The 21105-nt window shown below is 73.2% G+C and carries 18 protein-coding genes; 4 read left to right on the forward strand and 14 right to left on the reverse strand.

From position 1 onward, the window contains the following. The first annotated feature begins 56 nt into the window (after positions 1–56). Complete coding sequence (locus OG989_RS03440; protein ID WP_151456746.1) at positions 57–533, forward strand: hypothetical protein; 477 nt, start codon at positions 57–59, stop codon at positions 531–533. A gap of 150 nt (positions 534–683) precedes the next feature. Here OG989_RS03440 and OG989_RS03445 read toward each other — a convergent pair whose 3' ends face one another. The 5 genes from OG989_RS03445 to OG989_RS03465 are packed head-to-tail and all read right to left on the reverse strand — an operon-like array spanning position 684 to position 5411. Further along, a complete protein-coding gene (locus OG989_RS03445) occupies positions 684–1811 on the reverse strand; it encodes a branched-chain amino acid ABC transporter permease (protein ID WP_151456745.1) in 1128 nt (375 codons plus the stop codon). Further along, on the reverse strand, positions 1808–2698 hold the full coding sequence (locus OG989_RS03450; RefSeq protein ID WP_151456744.1) for a branched-chain amino acid ABC transporter permease: 891 nt from the start codon (positions 2696–2698) through the stop codon (positions 1808–1810). The genes OG989_RS03445 and OG989_RS03450 overlap by 4 nt, the downstream gene beginning before the upstream one ends. After that, entirely contained in the window at positions 2698–3462 is a 765-nt protein-coding gene (locus tag OG989_RS03455; RefSeq protein WP_151456743.1) for an ABC transporter ATP-binding protein, read from the reverse strand. Before OG989_RS03455 ends, OG989_RS03450 begins: the two co-directional genes overlap by 1 nt. Continuing rightward, entirely contained in the window at positions 3462–4205 is a 744-nt protein-coding gene (locus OG989_RS03460) for an ABC transporter ATP-binding protein (RefSeq protein WP_151456742.1), read from the reverse strand. The genes OG989_RS03455 and OG989_RS03460 overlap by 1 nt, the downstream gene beginning before the upstream one ends. Positions 4206–4211: 6 nt before the next feature. Next, positions 4212–5411: a substrate-binding domain-containing protein gene (locus tag OG989_RS03465; protein ID WP_132230839.1), complete on the reverse strand. Its 1200-nt coding sequence runs from the start codon at positions 5409–5411 to the stop codon at positions 4212–4214. Between the two features lie 899 nt (positions 5412–6310). On the opposite strand from OG989_RS03465, the gene OG989_RS03470 reads away from it, so the two are divergent. Together OG989_RS03470 and OG989_RS03475 are read left to right on the forward strand one after the other, a co-directional pair. Next, a complete protein-coding gene (locus OG989_RS03470) occupies positions 6311–7645 on the forward strand; it encodes a TrkH family potassium uptake protein (RefSeq protein WP_151456485.1) in 1335 nt (444 codons plus the stop codon). After that, positions 7635–8303 carry a potassium channel family protein gene (locus OG989_RS03475; RefSeq protein ID WP_151456484.1) on the forward strand — a complete coding sequence of 223 codons (669 nt, stop codon included), beginning with the start codon at positions 7635–7637 and terminating at the stop codon, positions 8301–8303. The genes OG989_RS03470 and OG989_RS03475 overlap by 11 nt, the downstream gene beginning before the upstream one ends. An 11-nt stretch (positions 8304–8314) precedes the next feature. Here OG989_RS03475 and OG989_RS03480 read toward each other — a convergent pair whose 3' ends face one another. The 7 genes from OG989_RS03480 to OG989_RS03510 form a co-directional block, all read right to left on the reverse strand. Further along, a complete protein-coding gene (locus tag OG989_RS03480) occupies positions 8315–9997 on the reverse strand; it encodes a serine/threonine-protein kinase (RefSeq protein ID WP_327029640.1) in 1683 nt (560 codons plus the stop codon). Positions 9998–10067: 70 nt separating this feature from the next. Next, on the reverse strand, positions 10068–11621 hold the full coding sequence (locus OG989_RS03485) for a fused MFS/spermidine synthase (protein WP_327029641.1): 1554 nt from the start codon (positions 11619–11621) through the stop codon (positions 10068–10070). Between the two features lie 36 nt (positions 11622–11657). After that, complete coding sequence (locus OG989_RS03490; protein WP_327031101.1) at positions 11658–12698, reverse strand: coiled-coil domain-containing protein; 1041 nt, start codon at positions 12696–12698, stop codon at positions 11658–11660. Positions 12699–12890: 192 nt separating this feature from the next. Then, positions 12891–13703 carry an inositol monophosphatase family protein gene (locus OG989_RS03495; RefSeq protein ID WP_327029642.1) on the reverse strand — a complete coding sequence of 271 codons (813 nt, stop codon included), beginning with the start codon at positions 13701–13703 and terminating at the stop codon, positions 12891–12893. Then, entirely contained in the window at positions 13696–14148 is a 453-nt protein-coding gene (locus OG989_RS03500) for a response regulator (RefSeq protein WP_151456480.1), read from the reverse strand. Before OG989_RS03500 ends, OG989_RS03495 begins: the two co-directional genes overlap by 8 nt. Continuing rightward, on the reverse strand, positions 14145–15914 hold the full coding sequence (locus OG989_RS03505; RefSeq protein ID WP_327029643.1) for a sensor histidine kinase: 1770 nt from the start codon (positions 15912–15914) through the stop codon (positions 14145–14147). The genes OG989_RS03500 and OG989_RS03505 overlap by 4 nt, the downstream gene beginning before the upstream one ends. After that, entirely contained in the window at positions 15911–17089 is a 1179-nt protein-coding gene (locus OG989_RS03510; protein ID WP_151456478.1) for a PP2C family protein-serine/threonine phosphatase, read from the reverse strand. Before OG989_RS03510 ends, OG989_RS03505 begins: the two co-directional genes overlap by 4 nt. 307 nt (positions 17090–17396) lie before the next feature. Here OG989_RS03510 and OG989_RS03515 point away from each other — a divergent pair, with 307 nt between their 5' ends. Continuing rightward, positions 17397–19772 (forward strand): M28 family peptidase, encoded by a 2376-nt coding sequence (locus OG989_RS03515; protein WP_327029644.1) that lies wholly within the window; start codon positions 17397–17399, stop codon positions 19770–19772. 84 nt (positions 19773–19856) lie between these two features. On the opposite strand, the gene OG989_RS03520 is transcribed toward OG989_RS03515, so the two are convergent. Both OG989_RS03520 and OG989_RS03525 read right to left on the reverse strand, forming a co-directional pair. After that, entirely contained in the window at positions 19857–20324 is a 468-nt protein-coding gene (locus OG989_RS03520) for a hypothetical protein (RefSeq protein WP_151457179.1), read from the reverse strand. A gap of 108 nt (positions 20325–20432) precedes the next feature. Beyond that, positions 20433–21077: a response regulator transcription factor gene (locus OG989_RS03525; RefSeq protein WP_192581575.1), complete on the reverse strand. Its 645-nt coding sequence runs from the start codon at positions 21075–21077 to the stop codon at positions 20433–20435. Positions 21078–21105 lie beyond the last annotated feature (28 nt).

Genomic DNA, 21105 nt, shown 5'->3' on the forward strand with positions numbered 1-21105 from the left:
GTCAGGATAGCCTGACGCTGACAGTCAGGAAAACCTGACAAGCATATGCTTGCGGGATGGCGGAGGAAGTGGTGCCGGGGCACGCGGACCTCATCGGGTTCCGGTTGCCGGACGGGACGCTGAGTACCGACGCCGCAGCGCCCGCGACGACCGTCGGCTACCGGGCCGGGTGCAGTTGCGGCTGGGTCGGCGCCAGCGACTACCCGGCCGCCGAGGAGGGCCGCTGGATGGCCGCCTCCGAGTGGGGCGGACACATCAGGCCGATCCTGGCCGCCACACCGCCCGGTTGGCTGATGGGCCGTTCCGACACCCTCCGCGACAACGTCGCCGAGCTGGCCACGACGTGGCCGTTGCAGGCGCTCGGCATCCTCGCCGAGGTGGAACGCTGGCAGCGGCCGCTGATCGAACGCGCCGTCGTGTCGGCGCGGGAGGCCGGGCTCTCCTGGGCCGAGATCGGCAACGCGCTCGGCATCAGCCGGCAGTCGGCGCACGAGCGGTTCCGCAACCTCGCACCGCCGAAGCCTCCCGCCTGAACGGGTCCGGAGGCGCGCCCCGCCCACAGCGGTCGGTACTCGATCGACGCCCGCGGGCCGTCGGTCCCCGGCCACGCGCAGGCCCCGCCGATGACGAGCCGTCGCCGGGCGGCGGCAGCTGCGTCATCGGCGGGGCCTGGGCCCGCGCCGTCAGGAGCGGCGGGACGGGGTGCGCAGGGAGTGCTTCAGCAGTGCCAGGCGCGGGGCGAGGCTGGCCAGGCCGCCGGGGAAGAAGTAGACGGCCAGGATGAAGACCGTGCCGAGCACGAAGAGCGGCTGCGACAGCGGGTTGCTCAGGAACGCCGGCAGGGCCTCCACCGCGTCGGACGTGCCGAACGCGACCAGCCGGTGGTCCAGGTACATGTAGAGGATCCCGCCGATCACCGGGCCCCACCGGGTGCCCGGCCCGCCGAGCACCACCATGACCAGCAGCGCCAGGGTCCACTCGGAGGAGGTGATGTGCGGCGAGGCGCCGCCGACGATCAGGACGTAGACCGCGCCACCGGCCGCCGCCAGGCCGCCGGCCAGGGTGAACGCCACCAGCTTGAACCGGTACGGGTCGAGCCCGAGCACCCCGATCCGCCGCTCGTCGTCGCGCAGGCCGGCGAGCACCCGCCCGGTCGGCGAGCCGGAGACCCGGTGCACCACGAAGACCACCACGACCAGGTACGCCAGCGCCAGCCAGTAGAGGTTGACGGTGTTGGTGACCCCGACCAGCCCCTCGGGCAGCCCGGAGACGTCCAGCGGCAGCCCCTCCTCGCCGCCGGTGAGCCCGCCGAAGTCGCGGGCCACCAGGATCGCCCCGACCTGGGCGAAGGCGAGCGTCACCATGGCGAACGCGATGCCGACGGTACGCAGCGCCACCGCCCCGAGCAGCGCGGCGAGGATCGTCCCACCGATGATCGCGAGCAGCCCCGCCTGCCACAGCGGCAGCCCCGCCTTGGTGACCAGAATGTCGGTGCCGTAGACGCCGGCGGCGAAGTAGAGGGCGTGCCCGAAGGAGAGCATCCCCGTCCGCCCGAAGAGCAGGTCGTACCCGGCGGCCAGGCCGCCGAAGACCAGGCAGACGGCGAGCAGTTGCAGGGTGCCCGGGGAGTTCAGCGCCCCCTCGAAGATCCCCGGCAGGTGCAGCGTCGAGTACGGCAGGATCAGCGCGACCACCAGCGCGACCAGCGGCAGGTACGGGCGCAGCCCGTGCCACCGTCGGCGCCCCGGCGTCAGCTCGTCGGGCACGGCGGCCGGCGGTGCCGGAACCTCGGGGCTCTTGACCTCGGTCATGCCGTTGCCACCTTTCCGGCGATGCCCTGCGGGCGCAGCAGCAGCACCACGGCCAGCAGCGCGACCACGCAGATGTCGCCCAGCCCGGAGGTGCCGTAGTAGTTGACGAACTGTTGGGTCAGGCCGACGGCGACGGCCGCGTACGCGGACCCGATCACCGAGCCCATCCCGCCGATGACCACCACGATGAACGCGAAGATCAGCAGCGAGCCGCCCTGGCCGGGCGAGACGGTGCCGAAGTAGACGCCGCCGAGCGCGCCGGCCAGCGCCGCCGCCGCCCCGCCGATGGCGAAGACCAGGGTGAACGCCTTGCGCACGTCGATGCCGAGCGCCGTGACCATCTCCCGGTTCTCCACCCCGGCCCGGATGATCAGGCCGTAGCGGGTCCAGCGGAGGAAGGCCAGGATCGCGCCGAGCACCAGCACCGCGGCGATGATCAGCAGCAGGCCGCCGTTGGGCACGTTGGCGCCGAGGATTCCGGTGACCTGCCGGGTCCACTCGGGGCGCGGGAAGGGCCGGGCGTCCGCGCCCCAGGTCGCCTGGAGCAGCGCCACGCCGGCCAGCGAGAGGCCGACGGTGACCAGCACCTGCTCGATGGTGCGGGAGTAGAGCGGCCGGATCAGCACCAGCTCGACGAGCACCGCCACCAGCGTGCCGGCGGCCACCCCGAAGATGACCGCGACCACGAAGCCGAAGCCGTCCGACCCTGCGCCGGGCAGGTTGTGCGCCGCCCACCAGGTCCCGTACGCGCCGACGCCGAGGAAGACGCCGTGCGCGAAGTTGAGCACGTCGGCCAGGCCGAAGACCAGGGAGAGCCCGCTGGCGACCAGGAAGTAGAGCGCCGCCAGGCCGAGCCCGGTCAGCGTCAACAGGATGACGGTGTCCATCAGTGCTGGTCCTTCCGCGCGGCGGCCGGCGTACCGGCGGGGTGGTGTCCCTCCGCCGAGCCGACGCCCAGCAGCGACTTGGTCAGGGCGGTCTCCAGCAGCAGTTCCTGCGCGTCGCCGGTCCAGGCGACCTGGCCTGCGGCCAGCACGACCGCGTCCCGGGCGAGCCGCCGGACCACGGCCAGGTTCTGCTCGACGAGCAGCACCGGCACGGATTCGGCGACCCGTTCCAGCACCTCGGCCACCTCGGTCACCACCTTCGGCGCGAGCCCCTTGGTCGGCTCGTCGACCAGCAGCAGCCGGTTGTCGTTGAGCAGCACCCGGCCGATCGCGAGCATCTGCTGCTGCCCGCCGGAGAGCGAGCCGGCCCGTTGCCGTCCGCGCCGGTCCAGCTCCGGGAAGAGCGCGAACACCTTGTCGTACGCCGGGGTGCTGCCCCGCCGCTCGGCGAGCCGGAGGTTCTCCGCGACGGTGAGCCCGGCGAAGACGCACCGGTCCTCCGGCACGTAGCCCAGCCCGCCGCGGACCAGCCGGTGGGTGGGCCGGGCCAGCAGGCTCTGGGCGCCCATCCGGACGGTGCCGCGCACCTCGCCGGCGGGCGGGGTGAGGCCGACGATCGCGCGCAGCGTGGTCGTCTTGCCCACGCCGTTGCGCCCGAGCAGGACGGTGACGCCGGTCGGGGCGACCGTGAAGGACACCCCCTGGAGGATGTGCAGCCCGGCGATGCGGACCGACAGGTTCTCCACGCTGAGAATGGGTTCCACTAGAGCGACTCCCCCAGGTAGGCCTCTTGCACGGTGGGGTTGGCCATCACCGTCTCCGGGGTGTCGCAGGCCAGCAGCGCGCCGTGGTGCATCACGGCGATCCGGTCGGCCAGTTCCAGGATGACGTCCATGTGGTGCTCGACCATCAGCACCGACCGGCCGCTGTCGCCGGTGAGCGAGCGGATCACCGAGACCAGCTCGGGTACGTCCTCGGCGCTGACCCCGGCCATCGGCTCGTCGAGCAGCATGACCCGGGGCTCCCCGGCGAGCAGCAGGGCGATCTCCAGCTTCCGCTTCTCGCCGTGGGCGAGGGTGCCGGCCAGCGCCGTACCCCGGTGGGCGAGGCCGACGCGGTCGAGCGCCGCGTCGGCGGCGGCGGCGACCTCCCGGTCGGCCGCCGCCCGCCGCCACAGCTTCATCGAGCCCCCGCGGTGCGCCTGCACGGCGAGCCGGACGTTCTCCCGCACGCTGAGCGAGCCGAAGACCGAGCTTGCCTGGAAGGTACGGCCGAGGCCGAGACGGGCCCGCTTGTGCGGCGGCAGGGAGCCGATGTCCTGCCCGTCGAGGGTGATCCGTCCTTCCGTGGCCCGGCGTACGCCGGTGATCAGGTTGAACAGTGAGGTCTTGCCGGCGCCGTTGGGCCCGATGACGCCGAGGAACTCCCCGGGCGCCAGGTCGAGGTAGACGCTGTCGACGATGGCGACCTCACCGATCCGCCAGGTCAGACCGCGGGTGGCGAGCATCTGGTGTCAGCCCTTCATCGCCACGGCCGGCGGCGCGGACTCGTCCCCGGTCAGCGCCTTCTGGGCGGTGGCCGTGAACGCGGTGCCGCTGCCGGACAGCTTGGCTTGGAACATCGGCTGGAGCAGCGCGTGGTCCTCGGCCCGGATGGTCATCTTGCCCTTGACCCCGTCGAAGCTCCAGCCCTCCAGCGCCTTCACCATCTTCTCGACGTCGTCGCCGCCCTCCTCGATGGCCCGTACGACCATCTGCGCGGCGGCGAAGCCGTCCGGGTGGAACAGGTCGACGGTGCCGACCTTGGCCTTCAGCGCCTTCACGGCCTCGTTGTCGGAGGCCCCGTCGAAGTAGTGCGACAGGAAGGAGATCTTGCTGCCGGCGGCGCCGAAGGTCGGCCACGAGGCGCGGATGTCCAGGCCCGTGACGACCGTGGTGGAGGAGAGCACGCCCTGCTGGTCGAGCGTCTGCCACATCGCGGGGGCGGTGGTGCCGGCCCAGGCGACGAAGAGCAGGTCCGGCTTGGCGGACTTGATCTGGCTGGCGAACGGGGTGAACTCGGTGGCGCTGGCCGGCGCCCGGACGCTGCTGACGGCCGCGCCCGCGCCGCCGATGACGGCCTTCACGGCCGCCTCGTTGGCGTCGCCGAAGGCGCCGTCTTGGGCGAACACCACGACCTTCTTGCCGGCCGGGTCGCCGATGAACGACTTGGCGGTCACCACGTCCTGGTACGACTGCCGCCCGGAGCGGAACGTGTACTTGTTGGCGCCGGTCACCGCGTCGGTGGCGGCGGGCCCGGAGATGAAGAGCACCTTGTTCTGCGCGGCGATCGGGGCGACCTGGAGGGCCACGCCGGAAGCCGTCGAGCCCGCGATGATCTTGTTGCCCTTGCCGATCAGGTCCTTGGCCGCGGAGACCGCCTTCGCCGGGTCACCCGCGTCGTCGACCTCGGTGACCTCGACGGCCCGGTCGCCCACCTTGTTGGTGCCCTTGGTGGCGAAGTCGAGGCCGGCCTTGAATCCCTCGATGTACTGCTTGCCGTAGCTGGCGAGGGCTCCCGACTGGGAGTAGACCAGGCCAACCTTCACCGGGGCGGCGCTGTCGCCGCCACCGGAGGCGGTGTCCTGCGGGCTGCCACAGGCCGTGGCGGCGAGCGCCGCGGCCATCATCGTGGCGGCGGAGAGGAACACCCGCCGCGTCGTCCGGACCGTCATTGCGACTCCACGTGAGGACTCGGAGGTAGGGAACTCATATGACGGCTCACGCTAGAAGTGACGTCACCCACGGGCTATGTGGCCGAAACACACAAGTAACAGGGGTGGGGTGGTCGGGGGTTACAACGAGCACGACACGGTGACGACCCCACCCGTCCGCGATGGGCGCCCGCCCCATCGACGGAAGTGATGCTGTGTCGCTCCGCGCCACCGATACCCACCGAATGCCGTATTCCTCCCGCCCTCCGCCGACCGAACCCCCCGCCAGCGAACCCCGCTGCCCGACCCTCGCCGGCCGAACCCCGCCGGGCTGCCCCGGCCGCCCGTCAGACCTCCCGTCCGGCCGCACCCGGACGGCGTTCGGGAGATCTTGGTACGAAGACGCCCCCAGAGGGGCCGATTCCCACCAAGATCTCCGGGATGCGGCGAGCGCAGCGCCGCGCGCCGGGTCGCGGCGGGTGCGGCGGGGTTCGGCGGGCCGGGCCGTGCCGGGTGCGGCAGGGTTTGGCCGGGCGGGGCGCGACGGGGTGCGGGGCGAGGTGTTGCGGGGTGTGCCGGGCGGACGGCGCGAAGCAGGCTGGGGGTCCGGCAGGTGCCGTGGAGGGGGCCGCCCTGGCTGGTCTGGCTGACGTTGGCCGAGGACGGCGGCGCATCCCGCTGGTCACCGGCCTGGTGGGCGGCCTCGTCCGGCGGGGGCCGCCGCCCCCATGGATGGGGCGGCTCGACAGCGGCTGCGCAGCCCGGCGCGCTTGAGTCGTCTACGACATCAGCTCGACAGCCTCGCACAGGAAGGACGCCGGCGGGCGGATGGCGGCAGGGCGGGTGGCGGGGCGTGGTTTGGGCTCGGTCGGGATGCCGGTTTACACACCCGGATCGCGCCGGAAAAGGAAGATTGTCTGGTGCGCCGGCTTCTTCGTCACCCCGTACGGCTCGTGCCGCTCGGCTTCCTGGTGACGATCCTGGTCGGCACCGGACTGCTGATGCTGCCCTGGGCCACCAGCGAGTACCGGCACACCCCGTTCCTGACCGCCCTCTTCACCGCCACCTCGGCGGTCTCGGTGACCGGAATGGCGGTGGTGGACACCCCGAACTACTGGAACGGGTTCGGGCTCGTGATGATCACCGTGCTCACCCAGGTCGGCGGCCTCGGCATCGTGACCGGTGCGACCCTGGTGATCCTCGTGGTGGCCCGGCGGCTGGGGCTGCGCAGCCGGCTGCTGGTGCAGGCCGAGACCGCCGAGTTCGGCATCGGCGACGTACGCCGGCTGCTGCTGCACATCGCCGGCCTCGCGCTGGCCTGCGAGGCGGTCATCACCGCGATCCTGACCGCCCGGCTGTGGATCACCTACGACTACCCGTTCGGCCGGGCCCTCTGGGGCAGCGTCTTCCACGCCGTCCAGGCCTTCAACAACGGCGGGTTCGCCCTCTACACCGACAGCCTGGTCGCCTTCTCCACCGACGCCTGGGTCACCCTGCCGCTGGCCTTCGGCACGATCATCGGCGGGCTGGGCTTCCCGGCGCTCTTCGAGGCGGCGCGGGAGTGGCGGCACCCGACCCGGTGGGCGGTCGCCACCAAGCTGACCGTCTGGGGCAGCCTGACACTGCTGGTGGTGGGCTTCACCGCCCTGCTGACCATCGAGTGGGCCAACCCGCGCACCCTGGGCATCTACACCTGGCCGGACAAGCTCCTGGTGGCGTTCGCCCAGAACTCGTACATCCGCACCGGCGGTTTCAACGTCCTGGACGTGGACGGCCTGGAGGAGGAGAGCTATCCCCTCTTCATCGCGCTGATGTTCATCGGCGGCGGCAGCGCGAGCACGGCCGGCGGGATCAAGGTGGCGACCTTCTTCCTGCTCGCCTTCGTGATGTGGGCGGAACTGCGGGGAGAGCCGGACGTGACGGTCGGGAAACGCCGGGTGGCCACCGCCAGCCAGCGGCAGGCCATCACCGTCGCCCTGCTCAGCGTCGCGCTGTTGGCCTGCGGCACGGTGCTGCTGATCTTCATCACCGAGGGAGTCCCCTTCCACGCGGCGCTGTTCGAGGTCACCTCGGCGCTCACCACCACCGGACTCAGCGTCGGGATCGCCGCGTCGCTGCCGGAGAACGGCCAGCTCGCCCTGATCATCCTCATGTTCGTCGGCCGGATCGGGCCGCTGACCCTCGGGTCGGCGCTCGCCCTGAACACCCGCCGGCGGCTGTACCGCTACCCGGAGGAGCAACCCGTTGTCGGCTAGGAGGACGGACGAGGGCAGTGTCGTGGTGATCGGACTGGGCCGGTTCGGGTGTCACCTGTCCGGCGCACTGGCCGCGATGAACCACGAGGTGCTGGCCATCGACCGCAACCCGGAGCAGGTGCAGCGGTGGTCGGCGCAGCTCGACCGCGTCGTGCAGGCCGACTCCACCGAGGAGGGGTCGCTGCGCCAACTCGGCGTGGCGGACTTCGGCCGGGCGGTGGTCGCCATCGGCGCCTCGTTGGAGGCGAGCGTGCTGACGGTGCTGGCGCTGGTCGAGCTGGGCGTACCGCAGATCTGGGCGCGGGCCACCTCGACGAAGCACGCCAAGATCCTGAACTCGGTCGGCGCGCACCACGTGATCTTTCCCGAGGCGGAGACCGGGGAGCGGCTGGCCCACCTCATCGTCAGCAGGATGCTCGACTTCATCGAGTTCGGCGACGACTTCGCCATCGCCAAGGTGTGCGCCCCGGAGGCGATGCTCGGCCGGCCGCTCTCGGAACTGACGCCCACCGGGCGCTACGGCGTACGCGTGGTGGGCGTGAAGCTGCCCGGGGAACGCTTTCGGTACGCCACCGACGCCACCGTGATCGCCCCGGGCAGCATGCTGATCGTCGAGGGGGACATCGAGCAGGTGCAACGGTTCTCGGAGTTCAGCTGACCCCGGCGGGCTCAGTCGTCGTCATCGTCCCTTTCCGTGTCCCTTTCCCTTTCCGTTTCCTGACTTACTTTTTTTCCACCACCCGCCTTGCCCTTGCCCTTGCCGGAGTTGTCGGACTTGGCCTTGGACCCGCCGGAGTTCCCGGCCGATGTGCCGGCCTTCTTCGGCGGGGCCTTGACGGTGGGCGCCTTGACCGGTGCCTTGGCCGGCGCCTTGGTGGTGGGTGCCACGCTGGGCGCCGCGCCGGCCACCCCGGAGACCTGCGCCCCGCAGGCCTCGTCACCGAGGCGGAACTCCAGCGGCAGCGGGTTGGCCCCGCCGTGGCGGCCGGTCAGCGTGAGTTTCTCGGACGCGCCGGGGGCCAGCGCGGCCCGCTCCGGAGCCGGCTCCACGAGCACCGTGCGCCCCTGCTGGCGCACCGGGACGGGGGCCGCCTTCGTCACCGTCTGCTGGCTGGGGAAGGTGAAGCTCAGCCGCCAGTCGCGCAACTCCCGCATGCCGGTGTTGGTCAGGGTCAGCTCGGCGGCGAAGTCCTTGCCGGAGTCCGTGCGCAGCGCGTACGTGACCCGGCAGGGCGGCGGCGTCTCCGCCCCCATCCGCGCCTCCGTCGGCTGGTCGATGCCGCCGCTGGCGGGGCTGTGCGAGGTCACCCCCCACAGCGCCGCGGTCACCGCCACCAGCCCGGCGGCGGCCACCCCCGCCTCGATCCGCCGGCGCCGGGTCGCCGCGCGCCGGTTGCGCGTACGGGAGAACGGCAGCGCGTCGGTCGCGGCGGACCAGGGCAGGATCGTGGTGCCGGCGGCGGCCAGCGCGTCCTCGTCCACGGGCCCCGATGCGGGGGAGACCGGCACCGGGGCGATCATGCCGGCGGCCTCGGCGAGCGTACGCGCGACCTCGGCGGTGGCGGGCCGGTCGCCCGGGCGCTTGGCCAGGCAGCGGCTCACGAGCTCGCGCACCTCGTCGGGCAGCCCCGGCACCGGCGGCATCGGCTCCGGCTCGTTGTACATGTGCGCGCGCAGCATCTGCGTGGTGGTGCTCGCCTGCCACGGCAGCCGGCCGGTGAGCATCCGGTAGAGCAGCAGGCCGACCGCGTACACGTCGGTGGCCGGGGAGACCTGGCCGTTGTCGAGCCGCTCCGGGGCGAGGTACGCGGGGGTGCCGAGCAGTGCGCCGTCCGGCCCCTTCTCCTTCTCCCCCACCAGCGCGGAGATGCCGAAGTCGACCACCTTCACGCCGGTGGCGGTCAGCATGACGTTGCCCGGGGTGACGTCGCGGTGCACCACGCCACGGGCGTGCGCGGTGGCCAGCGCCGAGGTGACCTCCGCGCCGATCGTCACCGCCTCCCGCCAGGGCAGACTGCCCCGGCGCAGTCGGCCGGTCAGCGACTCCCCGTCGACCAGCTCCATGACGACGTACGGCACGGTCAGGCCGACCTGCTCCGACTCGCCGTAGTCGTACACGTTGGTGATGTTGGGGTGGCACAGCCGGGCTGCGGCCTGCGCCTCGATCCGGATGCGGTGCCGGAACGCGCGGTCGGCGGCCAGCCGCGACGCGAGCACCTTGACCGCCACCTGCCGGCCCAGCACCTCGTCGTAGCCGCGCCAGACGACGGACATGCCGCCCGCCCCCAGCTGTTCGATCAGCCGGTACCGTTCGCCCAGCAGTTGTGCGCCGTCCCGGATCGGTCCACCCATGAGGGTCGTTGTTGCCCCGGACCGACCCGGCTACACCTGAAGGGTCGGAATCGGTCAGCGATTCACCCGTTCAGGCGGTGGCGAGGAGCTGGTCCACGGGCGCGTAGTCGTCGGTCAGCACCAGCGCCTCGCCGACGAACGCGGTGAGGTCGGCACCCGCCAGCAGGCTGGCGTCCTCCCGCAGCTCGGCCAGCCGGGCGCGGACCGCCTCCAGCGGCAGCGGGGCGTCGGAGGCGACGATGAGGAAGTTCGAGCCCTCCTGACCGGCGAGCGCCGCCGCCGGGGCGATCAGGGCGACGTGCCGGAACTCGGCGGCGACGGTGGCCAGCTCGCTGCGGATGAAGCGCAGCGGCGGGTAGTCGATGACGTTCTGCACGTAGACGCCGCCGGGGCGGGTCACCCGGCGGACCTCGGCGGCCATCTCCCGGGTGGCGAGGTGCCAGGGCACCACCAGGTGCCCGAACGCGTCGCCGACCACGAGGTCGCGGCTGTCGGTGCCCTCCCCCGCGACGAGCAGCCGGGCGTCACCCACGACCGCCCGCAGGTCCGGCCCCTGGCGTACGCCGAGCTGGCGCTCGCCCAGCTCGACCAGCCCGCCGTCGATCTCGAACACGACGTTGTCGGTGCCCGGACGGGTGGCGGTCAGGTAGCGGGGCACGGTGAACCCGCCGCCGCCCAGGTGCAGCGCGTCGAGCCGCTGCCCCTGCGGGGCGACCACGTCGGCCACCGCCCCGATCCACCGGGTGTACGCGTACTCCAGGTGGGTCGGGTCGGCGAGGTCCACGTACGAGTGCTGGGCCGAGTTGAGCAGTAGGGTGCGGCCGGAGTCCCGGGCGGGATCGACCTCCACGCTGGCGCAGTGGTAGGCGGTCTCGATGTCGCACGGGTTCGGGGCGACGGTGGTCAGCCCGGCGCCGACGAGACCGAGCACCGCCAGGGCGGCCTTGGCGCGGGCGGGGCCGGGCAGCTCCGCGCGGTCCTGGCGGCGCAGCCACACCCCGAGGCCGAGCCCGGTGAGCCCGAGCGAGGCCGCGAGGGCGAACAGGATGACCGTGCTGGGCAGCGCGGCCACCAGCACGAAACCGGTGACCAGGGTGGCCGTGACCGCGCCCAGCGTGCCTACGCTGGAGAGCCGGCCGACCACCTGGCCGGTGCGCCGCAGGTCGGCGAGCTGGAGCTTGACGACAAGCGGGGTGACGGCGGCGAGCAGGGCCGCCGGCACGAAGACGGCGAGCGCGACGAGCAGCAGGATGGCCGAGGCCGCCCCGCCGCGCAGCACCTCGCCGGCGTACCGGACGACGGGCAGGGTGACGGCCGTGGCGATGCCGGCCAGCACCAGCGCCGGGGCCAGCATCGCCCTCGGGTTGCGCCGGTCGGCCAGCCAGCCGCCCGTCCACGCGCCGTAGGCGATGGCGGCCAGGGCGATGCCGATGACCGAGCTGGTCACCTGGAGGGTCACCCCGACGTACGGCCCGACCAGCCGCAGCGCGGCGGTCTCCAGCACCAGGACGGCGCCGCTGGAGAAGAAGACCAGGAACGCGGCGAGGCCGTTGGGCAGGGCCCGGGCGGTCGAGGCCGCCGGAGCGGCGGGCGGGACCGTGACGTCGGAGGATGGGGAGCTCACCCGCGCGATGGTACGCAGGAAAACTGGGCCCCCGGGTCAGTACATCGAGAGATGAACATGGTTCGTGTGGTCGGCGGCGGGGCTGCCGCTGCCGCCGTACGCCCGCCAGCCGGTGCCGGGGTGCCAGATCTGCCGGTACCAGATCACGTAGAGCACGCCCAGCCGGCTGGCGTTGCGCACGTGCCAGGCGGCGAGGCTGTCCCCGTACGACTTGTCCCCGCCGGTGGCGGTCTTGTCCTCGAACCCGCCCGTGGCGGCCGAGAAGTCGCAGGCCCGGCCCTTGGGGTGCTCGCCCGAGCCGCCGCTGCGGTAGCAGGAGACGTGCCGCTTGTAGCCCGCGGCCTGGGTCTGCTTGAGGGCGTTGAGCGTGCGCGCGGTGATGCAGCCGGAGGTGGTCGGGTCGTTCACCGAGCAGGACTCCGACGGCCAGGACCCGTCCGAGTTGCGGGGGGCCGGCTTCGCCGAGGTGGAGTTGCCGCCGCTGAAGCCGCCGCTGCTGCCCGAGCTGACCTCCGCGAGCGCCGCCTCGGCCTCCTTCTTCTTCTTCGCCATCACGGCGAGCTGCTTCTGCTGCTCCCGGACCTCGGTGTCGATGGCGATCTTGGCCTGCCGCGCCTGCTCCCGCGCCTCGATCAGGCTGCGCAGTCGCCTGCTGTCGCGCTGTGCCATCAGGTCGAGGCTGGCCGCCCGGTCCAGGAACGCCTCGGGGGAGGCGCTGTTGAGCAGCATCGACGTGGGCGTCAGCCGGCCCAGCCGGTAGGACTGGGCGGCCACCTCGCCGACCTGCGCGGTCAGCTCGACCAGCCGGACCTCCACGGCGCCCAGCTGCCCGGCCAGCTGCTTCTGCCGGACCTTGGAGTTCTCCAGCTTCCCCTTGGCCTCGATGTGCGCCTTGGCGGTGGCTTCCAGGGCGTCCCGGAGCTTCTTGGTGCCGCCCTCGTTGGGCTCCGCGTACGCCGGCACGGCGCCGACGCCGAAGAGCAGGGTGACGGCGACGAGCAGGGCGGTCAGCGGACGGCGGGCACGTCGCCCGGCCGACAGGGCGGTCAGCGGGCGACCGTGACGCCCGACGGGCATGGTCCTGCGCACGAAAGCATCCTTCCGTCGGCCGCCGGCCCCGGATGACAACACGGCGCGGCGGCGGCCCCCGCCGGGCGCCGGTCGGCGGCCTGCTGGCGGAGACCGGCGGTCAGGATACCGGACGGAGCACGCCGGGCCAGGCCCGCGAACGCCCGGACCGTCGGACGTCCACGCAGGGTCGCAGCGACGTCACGCGCCGTCGAGCAGAGCCTCACGCACGTCCACCCAGATCTGCTCGCTCGCGGCGACCAGGAGGCCGTGGCCGTCGTCCCCCGGGCGGTAGTCGGTGCCGTCGAAGCGCCGCGCGACCCCGCCCGCCGCCCGGACCAGCAGGGCGCCCGGGGCGTGGTCCCACGGCAGGGTGCGCCAGAAGAGCACGAAGTCCTGGTCCCCGGTCAGCACGTCCAGGTACTCCCGGCCGGCGCAGTGCTGGCCGGGCAGCATCTCGCCCAGCCGCGCGCCGCCCGCCTCGACCAGCGCGCGCGGCGCGGCCGGCAGCGCGTGCGACATCGCGGCGCCGCGCACCGCGTCGAGCGCGGGCGCCCGGTCGCCGGTCCGCACCGGCCGGCCGTCGAGCCAGGTGCCCTCGCCGGCCCGCGCGACGGCCAGCGTCCCGGCGAGCGGGTCGAGCACCCACGCGGCGACGGGATCCCCGTCGGTCAGCAGCGCCACCATCAGCGCGAACGGCTGCCGGCCGGCGGCGAAGTTCGAGGTGCCGTCGACCGGGTCGACGAGCCACACGTCGCCGGAGGCGCGCAGGTGCTCCAGCAGGGCCGGGTCGTCGGCGACCGCCTCCTCGCCCACCACCACCGAGCCGGGGCGCAGCCGGCGCAGGGCCGCCGAGATCACCTCCTCGGCGCGGCGGTCTGCCACGGTGACGAGGTCGCCCGGCGCCTTCTCGCTCACGTCGGCGTCGTCGAGCTTGCGGAACAGCGGAAGCACGACCTGGTCGGCGGTCTCGCGCAGCAGACCACCGACGTCGTCGAGCAGGGTGTCAGCCACGCGGCGGCAGCTTCACCACGCTGACGAAGAACTCGTCGATCTGCCGGACCACCGAGATGAAGCGCTCGAAGTCCACCGGCTTCGTCACGTACGCGTTGGCGTGCAGCTGGTAGCTGCGCAGGATGTCCTCGTCGGCCTGGGAGGTCGTCAGCACCACCACCGGGATCCGGCAGAGCTGCTCGTCGGACTTGATCTCCTCCAGCACCTCCCGGCCGTCGCGGCGGGGCAGGTTCAGGTCGAGCAGGATCAGGTCCGGCTGCACCACGTCGGCGTACTGGCCCTCCCGCCGCAGGTAGGCGAGCGCCTCGGCGCCGTCGGAGACGACGGTCAGCCGGTTGCGGAGCTTGTGCTCCTCGAACGCCTCCTGGGTCATCAACACGTCACCCGGATCGTCCTCGACCAGCAGGACCTCGATCGGGCTCTTGCCGTCCGCCGGCGCGGTCATCCCACCGTCTCCCTCATGTCACCCGTTCTACCGCCTTCCGGTGCCCGGCCGGGCCCGTCCGTGGTCTCCGCCTCGTCGGCGCGCCGGTCGGCCTGCGCCGGAGCGCCGCCCGTGCCGGCCCCGGCGGCGGGCTCGTCGCCGTCCCCGGGCGTCCCGTCGCCGTCCCCGGCCACGCCGTCCCCGGTCGCCGGCTCGGCTGCGGACGCGGCGGCCGCCTCGACGTCCTCGGGGAGCGCCGGGAGGGTGAAGCGGATCGCCGTGCCCTCCTCGGTGCCCGTGTCCACCCAGACCCGACCGCCGTGGTACTCCACGATCTTCTTGACGATCGCCAGCCCGATCCCGGTGCCCGGGTACGCGTCCTTCGCGTGCAGCCGCTGGAAGATGACGAAGATCTTGTCGGCGAACTCCGGCTCGATCCCGATGCCGTTGTCCTGGCAGCTGATCTCCCACTCGTCGCCCACGAGGCGGGCCGAGACGTGCACCTTCGGGGGCACGTCGGGGCGGCGGAACTTGACCGAGTTGCTGACCAGGTTGGCCAGCAGGTTGGTCAGCAGCGGCTCCTCGCCACGGATGACGGGCAGCTCGCCCCAGGTCAGCTCCGCGTCGGCGTACTGCCGGGCCGCCTCGGTCTGGCCGGCCACGTCGCCCATGATCTTGTTCATGTCGACCTCGGTGAAGCCGGTGGTGAGCCGGCCGATCCGGGAGAAGGCGAGCAGGTCGTTGATCAGACGCTGCATCCGCTGCGCGCCGTCGACCGCGAACGCGATGTACTGGTCGGCCCGCTCGTCCAACTGCCCGGCGTAGCGGCGCTGGAGGAGCTGGCAGAAGCTGGCCACCTTGCGCAGCGGCTCCTGGAGGTCGTGCGAGGCGACGTACGCGAACTGCTCCAGGTCACGGTTGGAGCGGGTGAGTTCCTCGGCCTGCTTCTGGAGCTGGCTGTTGACCCACTCGATCCGCTCCCGGGCCTCCCGTACCTCGGCCAGGTCCTTGGCGATCTTGCGCCGCATGGCGTCCACGTCCTCGGCGAGCCGGAGGAACTCGGGCGGACCGGCGCCGGCGATCCCGTGCTGGTAGTCGCCCTCGGCCACCTCGCGGACCTGGTCGGCGAGGCCGGTCAGCGGGCGGATCACCATCTTGTCCAGGGAGACCAGCAGCATGCTGCCGGCGATGATCACCACCGCGAGGGCGGCGATCAGCAGGACGACCAGCAGGTTGCTCGTCCGCAGGACGTCCTCGGCACTGCGCTGCCGGGCCTCGAAGATCTCCTGCTGGAGATGGTCGACGGCGCCGCGTACGTCGTCGAACTGCTCCCGCGCCTGGTCGGTGATGAGCGCCTGCCCCGCGGTCGTGCCGTTCTGCTGCGTCGTGGTGACCACCGGCACCGCCACCGCCTGGCGCCACGCCTCGGCCCGTTCCTCGACCAGCCGGATCTCCTGCCGAAGCTCCGGATAGTCGTCGACCAGCCGCTGCATCGAGGCGACCAGATCCTGCTCGCGCTTCCGGCCCGCCTCGTACGGCGTCAGGTCCGCCGGGTTGCCGCTGACCGCGTAGCCGCGGACCGCCGTCTCCTGGTCCAGCAACGCGTTCAGCAGCTCCTGCGCCTGCACCCGCAGCGGGCCGGTCTTGTACAGGATCGCGTCGATGTGCGTCCGGTTCTTCGCCGCCAGCGCCACCTCGCCGCCGGCCAGCCCGATCAGCAGGACCGCGACGACGGTGAGCAGCGTGACGACCCGCCGGCGCAGGGTCCAGTCGCCGACGCGCGTCACCTGCCACCGCCCCGGCTGACCAGGAGCATGGCGACGTCGTCGGCGAACGGACCGCCGTTGAGCTGCTCGGCGCGCCCGACCAGCCAGGCCGGCAGCTCCGACAGCGGCACGGCGAGGGTCGCCGGATCGGCGAGCAGTCCGCTGAGGCCCGGCACGTCGAGGCGCTCGTCGCCCTCGCCGATCCGGCCCTCGATGAGGCCGTCGGTGTACATCAACAGGGACCAGTCATCGGTGTCGAACTCCAGGTCGTAGGCCACGGGCCGGCGGGGTCGTACGCCGAGCAGCAGGCCGCCGGGTGCCGGAACCGGCACCACCTTGCCCCCGGCGAGCAGCAGCGGCGGCGGGTGCCCGGCCAGCCGGACGGTGGCCCGGTTGGCGTCGAGGTCCAGCCGCACGGTCGCGACGGTCGCGAAGATCTCCTGGAGCCGGCGCTCGCTCATCAGCACCTGTTCCAGCGCCGGGAGCACCTCGTCGTCGGGCACACCCGCGAGGATCAGCGCCCGCCAGGCGACCCGGAGCTCGACGCCGAGGGCCGCCTCGTCCACGCCGTGCCCGCAGACGTCGCCGACGATCAGGTCGAGCCGGTCGGGCCGGGTCTGCACCACGTCGTAGAAGTCACCGCCGATCAGGGCGGCGTGCCGGCCGGGCCGGTAGAAGGTGTGCACCGCGACGACGTCGGTGGTCATCAGCGGCTGGGGCAGCAGGCCCCGTTCGAGGCGGGCGGACTCGGCCTGGCGCAGCTCGACCTCGCGCAGCCGCCGGGCGTTCTCGTCGGCCCGCTTGCGCTCCACCGCGTAGCGCAGCGCCCGGGTCAGCAGCACCCCGTCGACCTGGCCCTTGACCAGGTAGTCCTGGGCACCCTCGGCGACGGCGACGATGCCGAGGTGCTCGTCGGAGCGGCCGGTCAGCACGCAGACGGCGGCGCCACTGGCCATCTCCAGCACCTGACGCAGCCCGTCGAGGCCCTGCGCGTCGGGCAGGCCCAGGTCGAGCAGGACGCAGTCGACGCCCATCACGCGCTGCCGGGCCTCGCTGAGGCTGGTCGCCACCAGCAGGTCGATCATCGAGTTGGTCTCGGCGAGCAGCTCACCGACCAGGAAGGCGTCGCCCTCGTCGTCCTCCACCAGCAGCACCCGCAGCCGCTCGCCGGGAGGCAGGTTGGGATGACGTCCCATGCCGCCGTGCGGATACGGCACGACGGAGGAACCGGCCATGCCGGTCCCCCGGTGCGGCCGGGTCACCGCCGCGAGACGCGGGAGATCGCTGGTGATGTCGGGCTCCTTCCGAGTGCCCTGCTGATCCTGTATTAGACAACGTTCGCACACAACACGACGGGCTCCGCATGCGCGGGCATGGGTCGGATCACTGTGCGGCGAGGGGCAAAGCGGGCGTCCGCGCTCCCCCGGCCCGCACCGGGAGTCCCGCTGACGGCCGCCGGGGTGCAGGATGGTGCCCACCTGAGACCCGTCCCGAGGAGACCCCGTGGGCGCACCCCCCACCCGCCCCGCCGACCGCGCGCTGGCCCGGCCCCGTCGCCGGCTGGTCGCCGCCGCGGCGGCGCTCGCCGCGCTCGTCGCCGTCGGCGCCGGCACCCTGCTCGACCTGCGCACCCCCGCGCCGCGCCCGGCCGACGCGCCGCCGGGCGAGTTCAGCGCCGCCCGGGCGTACGAGCACGTCGAAGTCGTCGCCGCGCGGACGCACGTGGCGGGCAGCCCCGCCAACGACCAGGTCCGCGCGCACGTCGAGGGGGTGCTGCGCGGCCTCGGCCTGGAGACCGAGGTGCAGGACACCGTCGCGCCCGAGGCCGGCCAGCTCAGCGGGGCGGCCGGCGGGGCCACCCTGGCCCGGGTCCGCAACGTGGTGGCCCGGCTGCCCGGCACCGACCCCACCGGCAAGGTCTTCCTCGTCTCGCACTACGACTCGGTGCAGTCCGGGCCGGGCGGCAACGACGACGCCGCCGGCACCTCGGCCATCCTGGAGGTGGCCCGCGCCCTGGCCGCCGGTCCCCGGCCACGCAACGACATCGTCTTCGTGCTCACCGACGCCGAGGAGGCGTGCCTGTGCGGGGCGGCGGCGTTCGCGTCCAGCCACCCGCTGGCCGCCGACGGCGGCGTCGTGCTCAACCTGGAGGCACGCGGCTCGACCGGCCCGGTGATCATGTTCGAGACGTCGCGGGACAACGCCGCCCTGGTGGACGCCTTCGGCCGGGCCGCGCCGCACCCCGTGGGCACCTCGTTCGCCGTGGAGATCTACCGCGCGCTGCCCAACGACACCGACTTCACCGCGTTCCTCGACAACGACTTCGTCGGGCTGAACTCGGCGTACATCGACGGCGGGGCGATCTACCACACTCCGCTGGACACTCCCGCCGCCATGGACCGGTCCAGCCTCCAGCACCACGGCGACAATGCCCTCGGCCTCGCCCGTGAGTTCGGCCGGGTCGACCTGAGGGCGCTGGACTCCGGGCACGACGCCACCTACTTCCCCGTCCCGGGCGGGCTGGTCCGCTACCCCGGCTGGCTGGTCCTGCCGTTGGCGCTGCTCGCGCTCGCCGCCGTGGCGGCCCTCGGCTGGCTCGCCCTGCGGCGGGGCCGCACCACCGGGGGCCGGCTCGCCGCCGGGTTCGGGCTGGCGCTGCTGCCGCTCGTGCTCGCCCCGCTCGCCGCGCAGCTGCTCTGGGCGGCGATCACCGCGCTGCGGCCCGGCTACGCCGAGCTGCTCGACCCGTACCGGCCCACCTGGTACCGGCTGGCCGTGGTGGCGCTCGCCGCCGCCGTCCTGTTCACCTGGTACGCGCTGACCCGCCGCCGGGTCGGCCCGGCCGCGCTCGCCGTCGGCGGGCTGGGCTGGCTGGCCGTGCTCGGGGTGCTGCTCGCCGTGCTGGTGCCCGGCGGGGCGTACCTGGTCACCCTCCCGGCCCTGGCCGGCGCGGTGGCCGGGCTGGTCGCGCTGAGCGTGCGCATCGACGGTCCGTGGCCGGTGGTCGCGACGACCCTGGCCGCCGCGGTGGCCGTGGTGATCCTGCTGCCCACCGTCGTCCTGCTCTTCCCGGCGCTCGGCATGGCCATGGGCGGGGTCGCGGCGCTGGTCGCGGTGCTGCTCGGCCTCGCCGCGCTGCCGGTGGTCGACCTGCTGCACCCGCAGGCCGGCGGGCAGCGCGGACTGCTGGCCGTGCGCGCGCGCCGACTCGGCGCGCTGCCGGCCGCCGCCACCACGCTGGCGGCCGTGGTCCTCGCCGGGGTCGGGCTCGCCGTCGACCGCTTCGACGCCGCGCACCCCGCGCCCACCCACCTGATGTACGCCCTCGACGCCGGCACCGGGCAGGCCCGCTGGCTCAGCCACGAGGAGGACCCGCAGCCCTGGACCGACGGCTACGTCGACGGGGTGACCGAGGTCGCCGACTTCCCCGGCCTGGGCGACACCGAGCTGCGCGCCGGCCCGGCGCAGGCGGCGAGCCTGCCCGCCCCCAAGCTGGAGGTGCTCGCCGACACCACCGCCGGCACCGAGCGCACCCTGCGCCTGCGGCTCGTCCCGCAACGCCAGGTCCGGCTGACCACCCTGCACGTCGACGCGGCGACCGCGACGGTGCTGCGGGCGGAGGTGGCCGGCCGCGCGGTGCCCGTGGAGGCCCGGGAGGGCCGCTGGGGCTTCGGCCTGGTCTTCCACGCCCCGCCGCCGGAGGGGATCGAGGTGACGCTGACCGTCACGCCTAAGGCGGGGCAGGTGGCGCTGCGCGCGATGGACGCCAGCGACGGCCTGGACGCCCTGCCCGGCTTCCGCCCGCGCCCGCCGGACGTGGGGATCGTGGGCTCGCACAGCTCGGAGATGCTGGCCGTGGCCCGTACCTATCCGCTCTAGGGCAGGCGGCGGGGGTGGCTCGGAGAACGGTCGGTCGCCGAGCCACCCCCGCACCTGTCAGCAGCGGGTCGCCGTGACGTCAGCTCAGCCGCGGGTGACCGTGACCTCGGCGGTGAAGGCGCCGCTGCCGTTGCCCGGCGCGTCGTCGTTGATCCGCAGGTACAGCGTGCTGCCGGAGCCGTAGTAGGTGAACGTCGTGCCGGTCCCGGCGTACCGGTAGTTGCCGTTGGTCTTGGCCAGCAGCGAGAAGGCGCGGGCGTTCGTCATCGGGAACTTCGAGTCGCCGGCCATGTTCGTCCAGCCCTGCGGCCCGTTCTGCCCGGTGAGCCACACGCCGGACCAGATCGACCCGTAGGCGCTGATCTGGACCCGGTCGCCGTACTGTAGCCAGCAGCCGGAGTTGACGTCGTACGACGCCTCCTCGACCTGCTTGGTCTCCTCGCAGACGATCGTGCTGGTGGCCGCCGCCTGTGCCGGCGTCACACCGACCAGCGCGCTGCCCGCCACGGCCGCCGCCACCGCGAACCGGGCCGAAACCGTCTTGAACCTCATGTGGTCCCCCTCGAAATGGTTGCCGTTACGGAGATCAACACTAGGAACTTGGACGTCGGGGCACCTCAGTGCGAGCACGTAATTGCTGTCGGCCAGGGGTCAGTCCGGTCAGTCCGCCAGGAAGGTCAGCACCGCGAGCACCCGCCGGTGGGTGTCCGGCTCGTCGGCCAGGCCGAGCTTGGCGAAGATGCTGCGTACGTGGGTCTCCACGGTGCGCTCGGAGAGGTGGAGTTCGGCGGAGATGCCCCGGTTGGCCCGACCCGCCGCCATCCGGGCCAGGATCTCCCGCTCACGCGGTGACAGCGCGCCGACACCGACCGACACGCGCGGGCGGCGCAACAGCCGGTCGACCACGATCGGATCGATCGCCGTGCCCGCCGCCGCGACTCTGCGCACGTCGCGGACGAACCCGGTGACGTCGGTGATCCTGTCCTTGAGCAGATAGCCGACCCCGCCGCCGGGCTGCTGGAGCAGGGCCAGGGCCTCCCGGTGCTCCAGGTGCTGGGACAGCAGGAGCACGGCGACGCCGGGGTGACGACGGCGTACGGCCAGCGCGGCGCGGACGCCCTCCACGGTGAAGCTGGGCGGCATGCGGATGTCGACGATCGCGATGTCCGGCTGGTGCTCGGCGACAGCGGCCAGCAGTTGCTCGCCGTCGCCCACCTCGGCCACGACCGTGATGCCGTGCTGCTGAAGCAACAGCGCCAGGCCGCTGCGCAGCAGTACAGAGTCGTCGGCCAGAACCGCCCGCACACCACCGTCCCGAGCGGCGACCGGTACG

Origin of the sequence: Micromonospora sp. NBC_01740, assembly GCF_035920365.1 — a bacterium.
In the GTDB taxonomy this organism is placed as follows: Bacteria; Actinomycetota; Actinomycetes; order Mycobacteriales; family Micromonosporaceae; genus Micromonospora; species Micromonospora reichwaldensis.

Coding starts and splice junctions, on each gene's coding strand:
- OG989_RS03440 (WP_151456746.1), top strand. CDS start 57: ATGGCGGAGGAAGTGGTGCCGGGGCACGCGGACCTCATCGGGTTCCGG.
- OG989_RS03445 (WP_151456745.1), bottom strand. CDS start 1,811: ATGACCGAGGTCAAGAGCCCCGAGGTTCCGGCACCGCCGGCCGCCGTG.
- OG989_RS03450 (WP_151456744.1), bottom strand. CDS start 2,698: ATGGACACCGTCATCCTGTTGACGCTGACCGGGCTCGGCCTGGCGGCG.
- OG989_RS03460 (WP_151456742.1), bottom strand. CDS start 4,205: ATGCTCGCCACCCGCGGTCTGACCTGGCGGATCGGTGAGGTCGCCATC.
- OG989_RS03465 (WP_132230839.1), bottom strand. CDS start 5,411: ATGACGGTCCGGACGACGCGGCGGGTGTTCCTCTCCGCCGCCACGATG.
- OG989_RS03480 (WP_327029640.1), bottom strand. CDS start 9,997: ATGGGTGGACCGATCCGGGACGGCGCACAACTGCTGGGCGAACGGTAC.
- OG989_RS03490 (WP_327031101.1), bottom strand. CDS start 12,698: ATGCCCGTCGGGCGTCACGGTCGCCCGCTGACCGCCCTGTCGGCCGGG.
- OG989_RS03500 (WP_151456480.1), bottom strand. CDS start 14,148: ATGACCGCGCCGGCGGACGGCAAGAGCCCGATCGAGGTCCTGCTGGTC.
- OG989_RS03510 (WP_151456478.1), bottom strand. CDS start 17,089: ATGGGACGTCATCCCAACCTGCCTCCCGGCGAGCGGCTGCGGGTGCTG.
- OG989_RS03520 (WP_151457179.1), bottom strand. CDS start 20,324: ATGAGGTTCAAGACGGTTTCGGCCCGGTTCGCGGTGGCGGCGGCCGTG.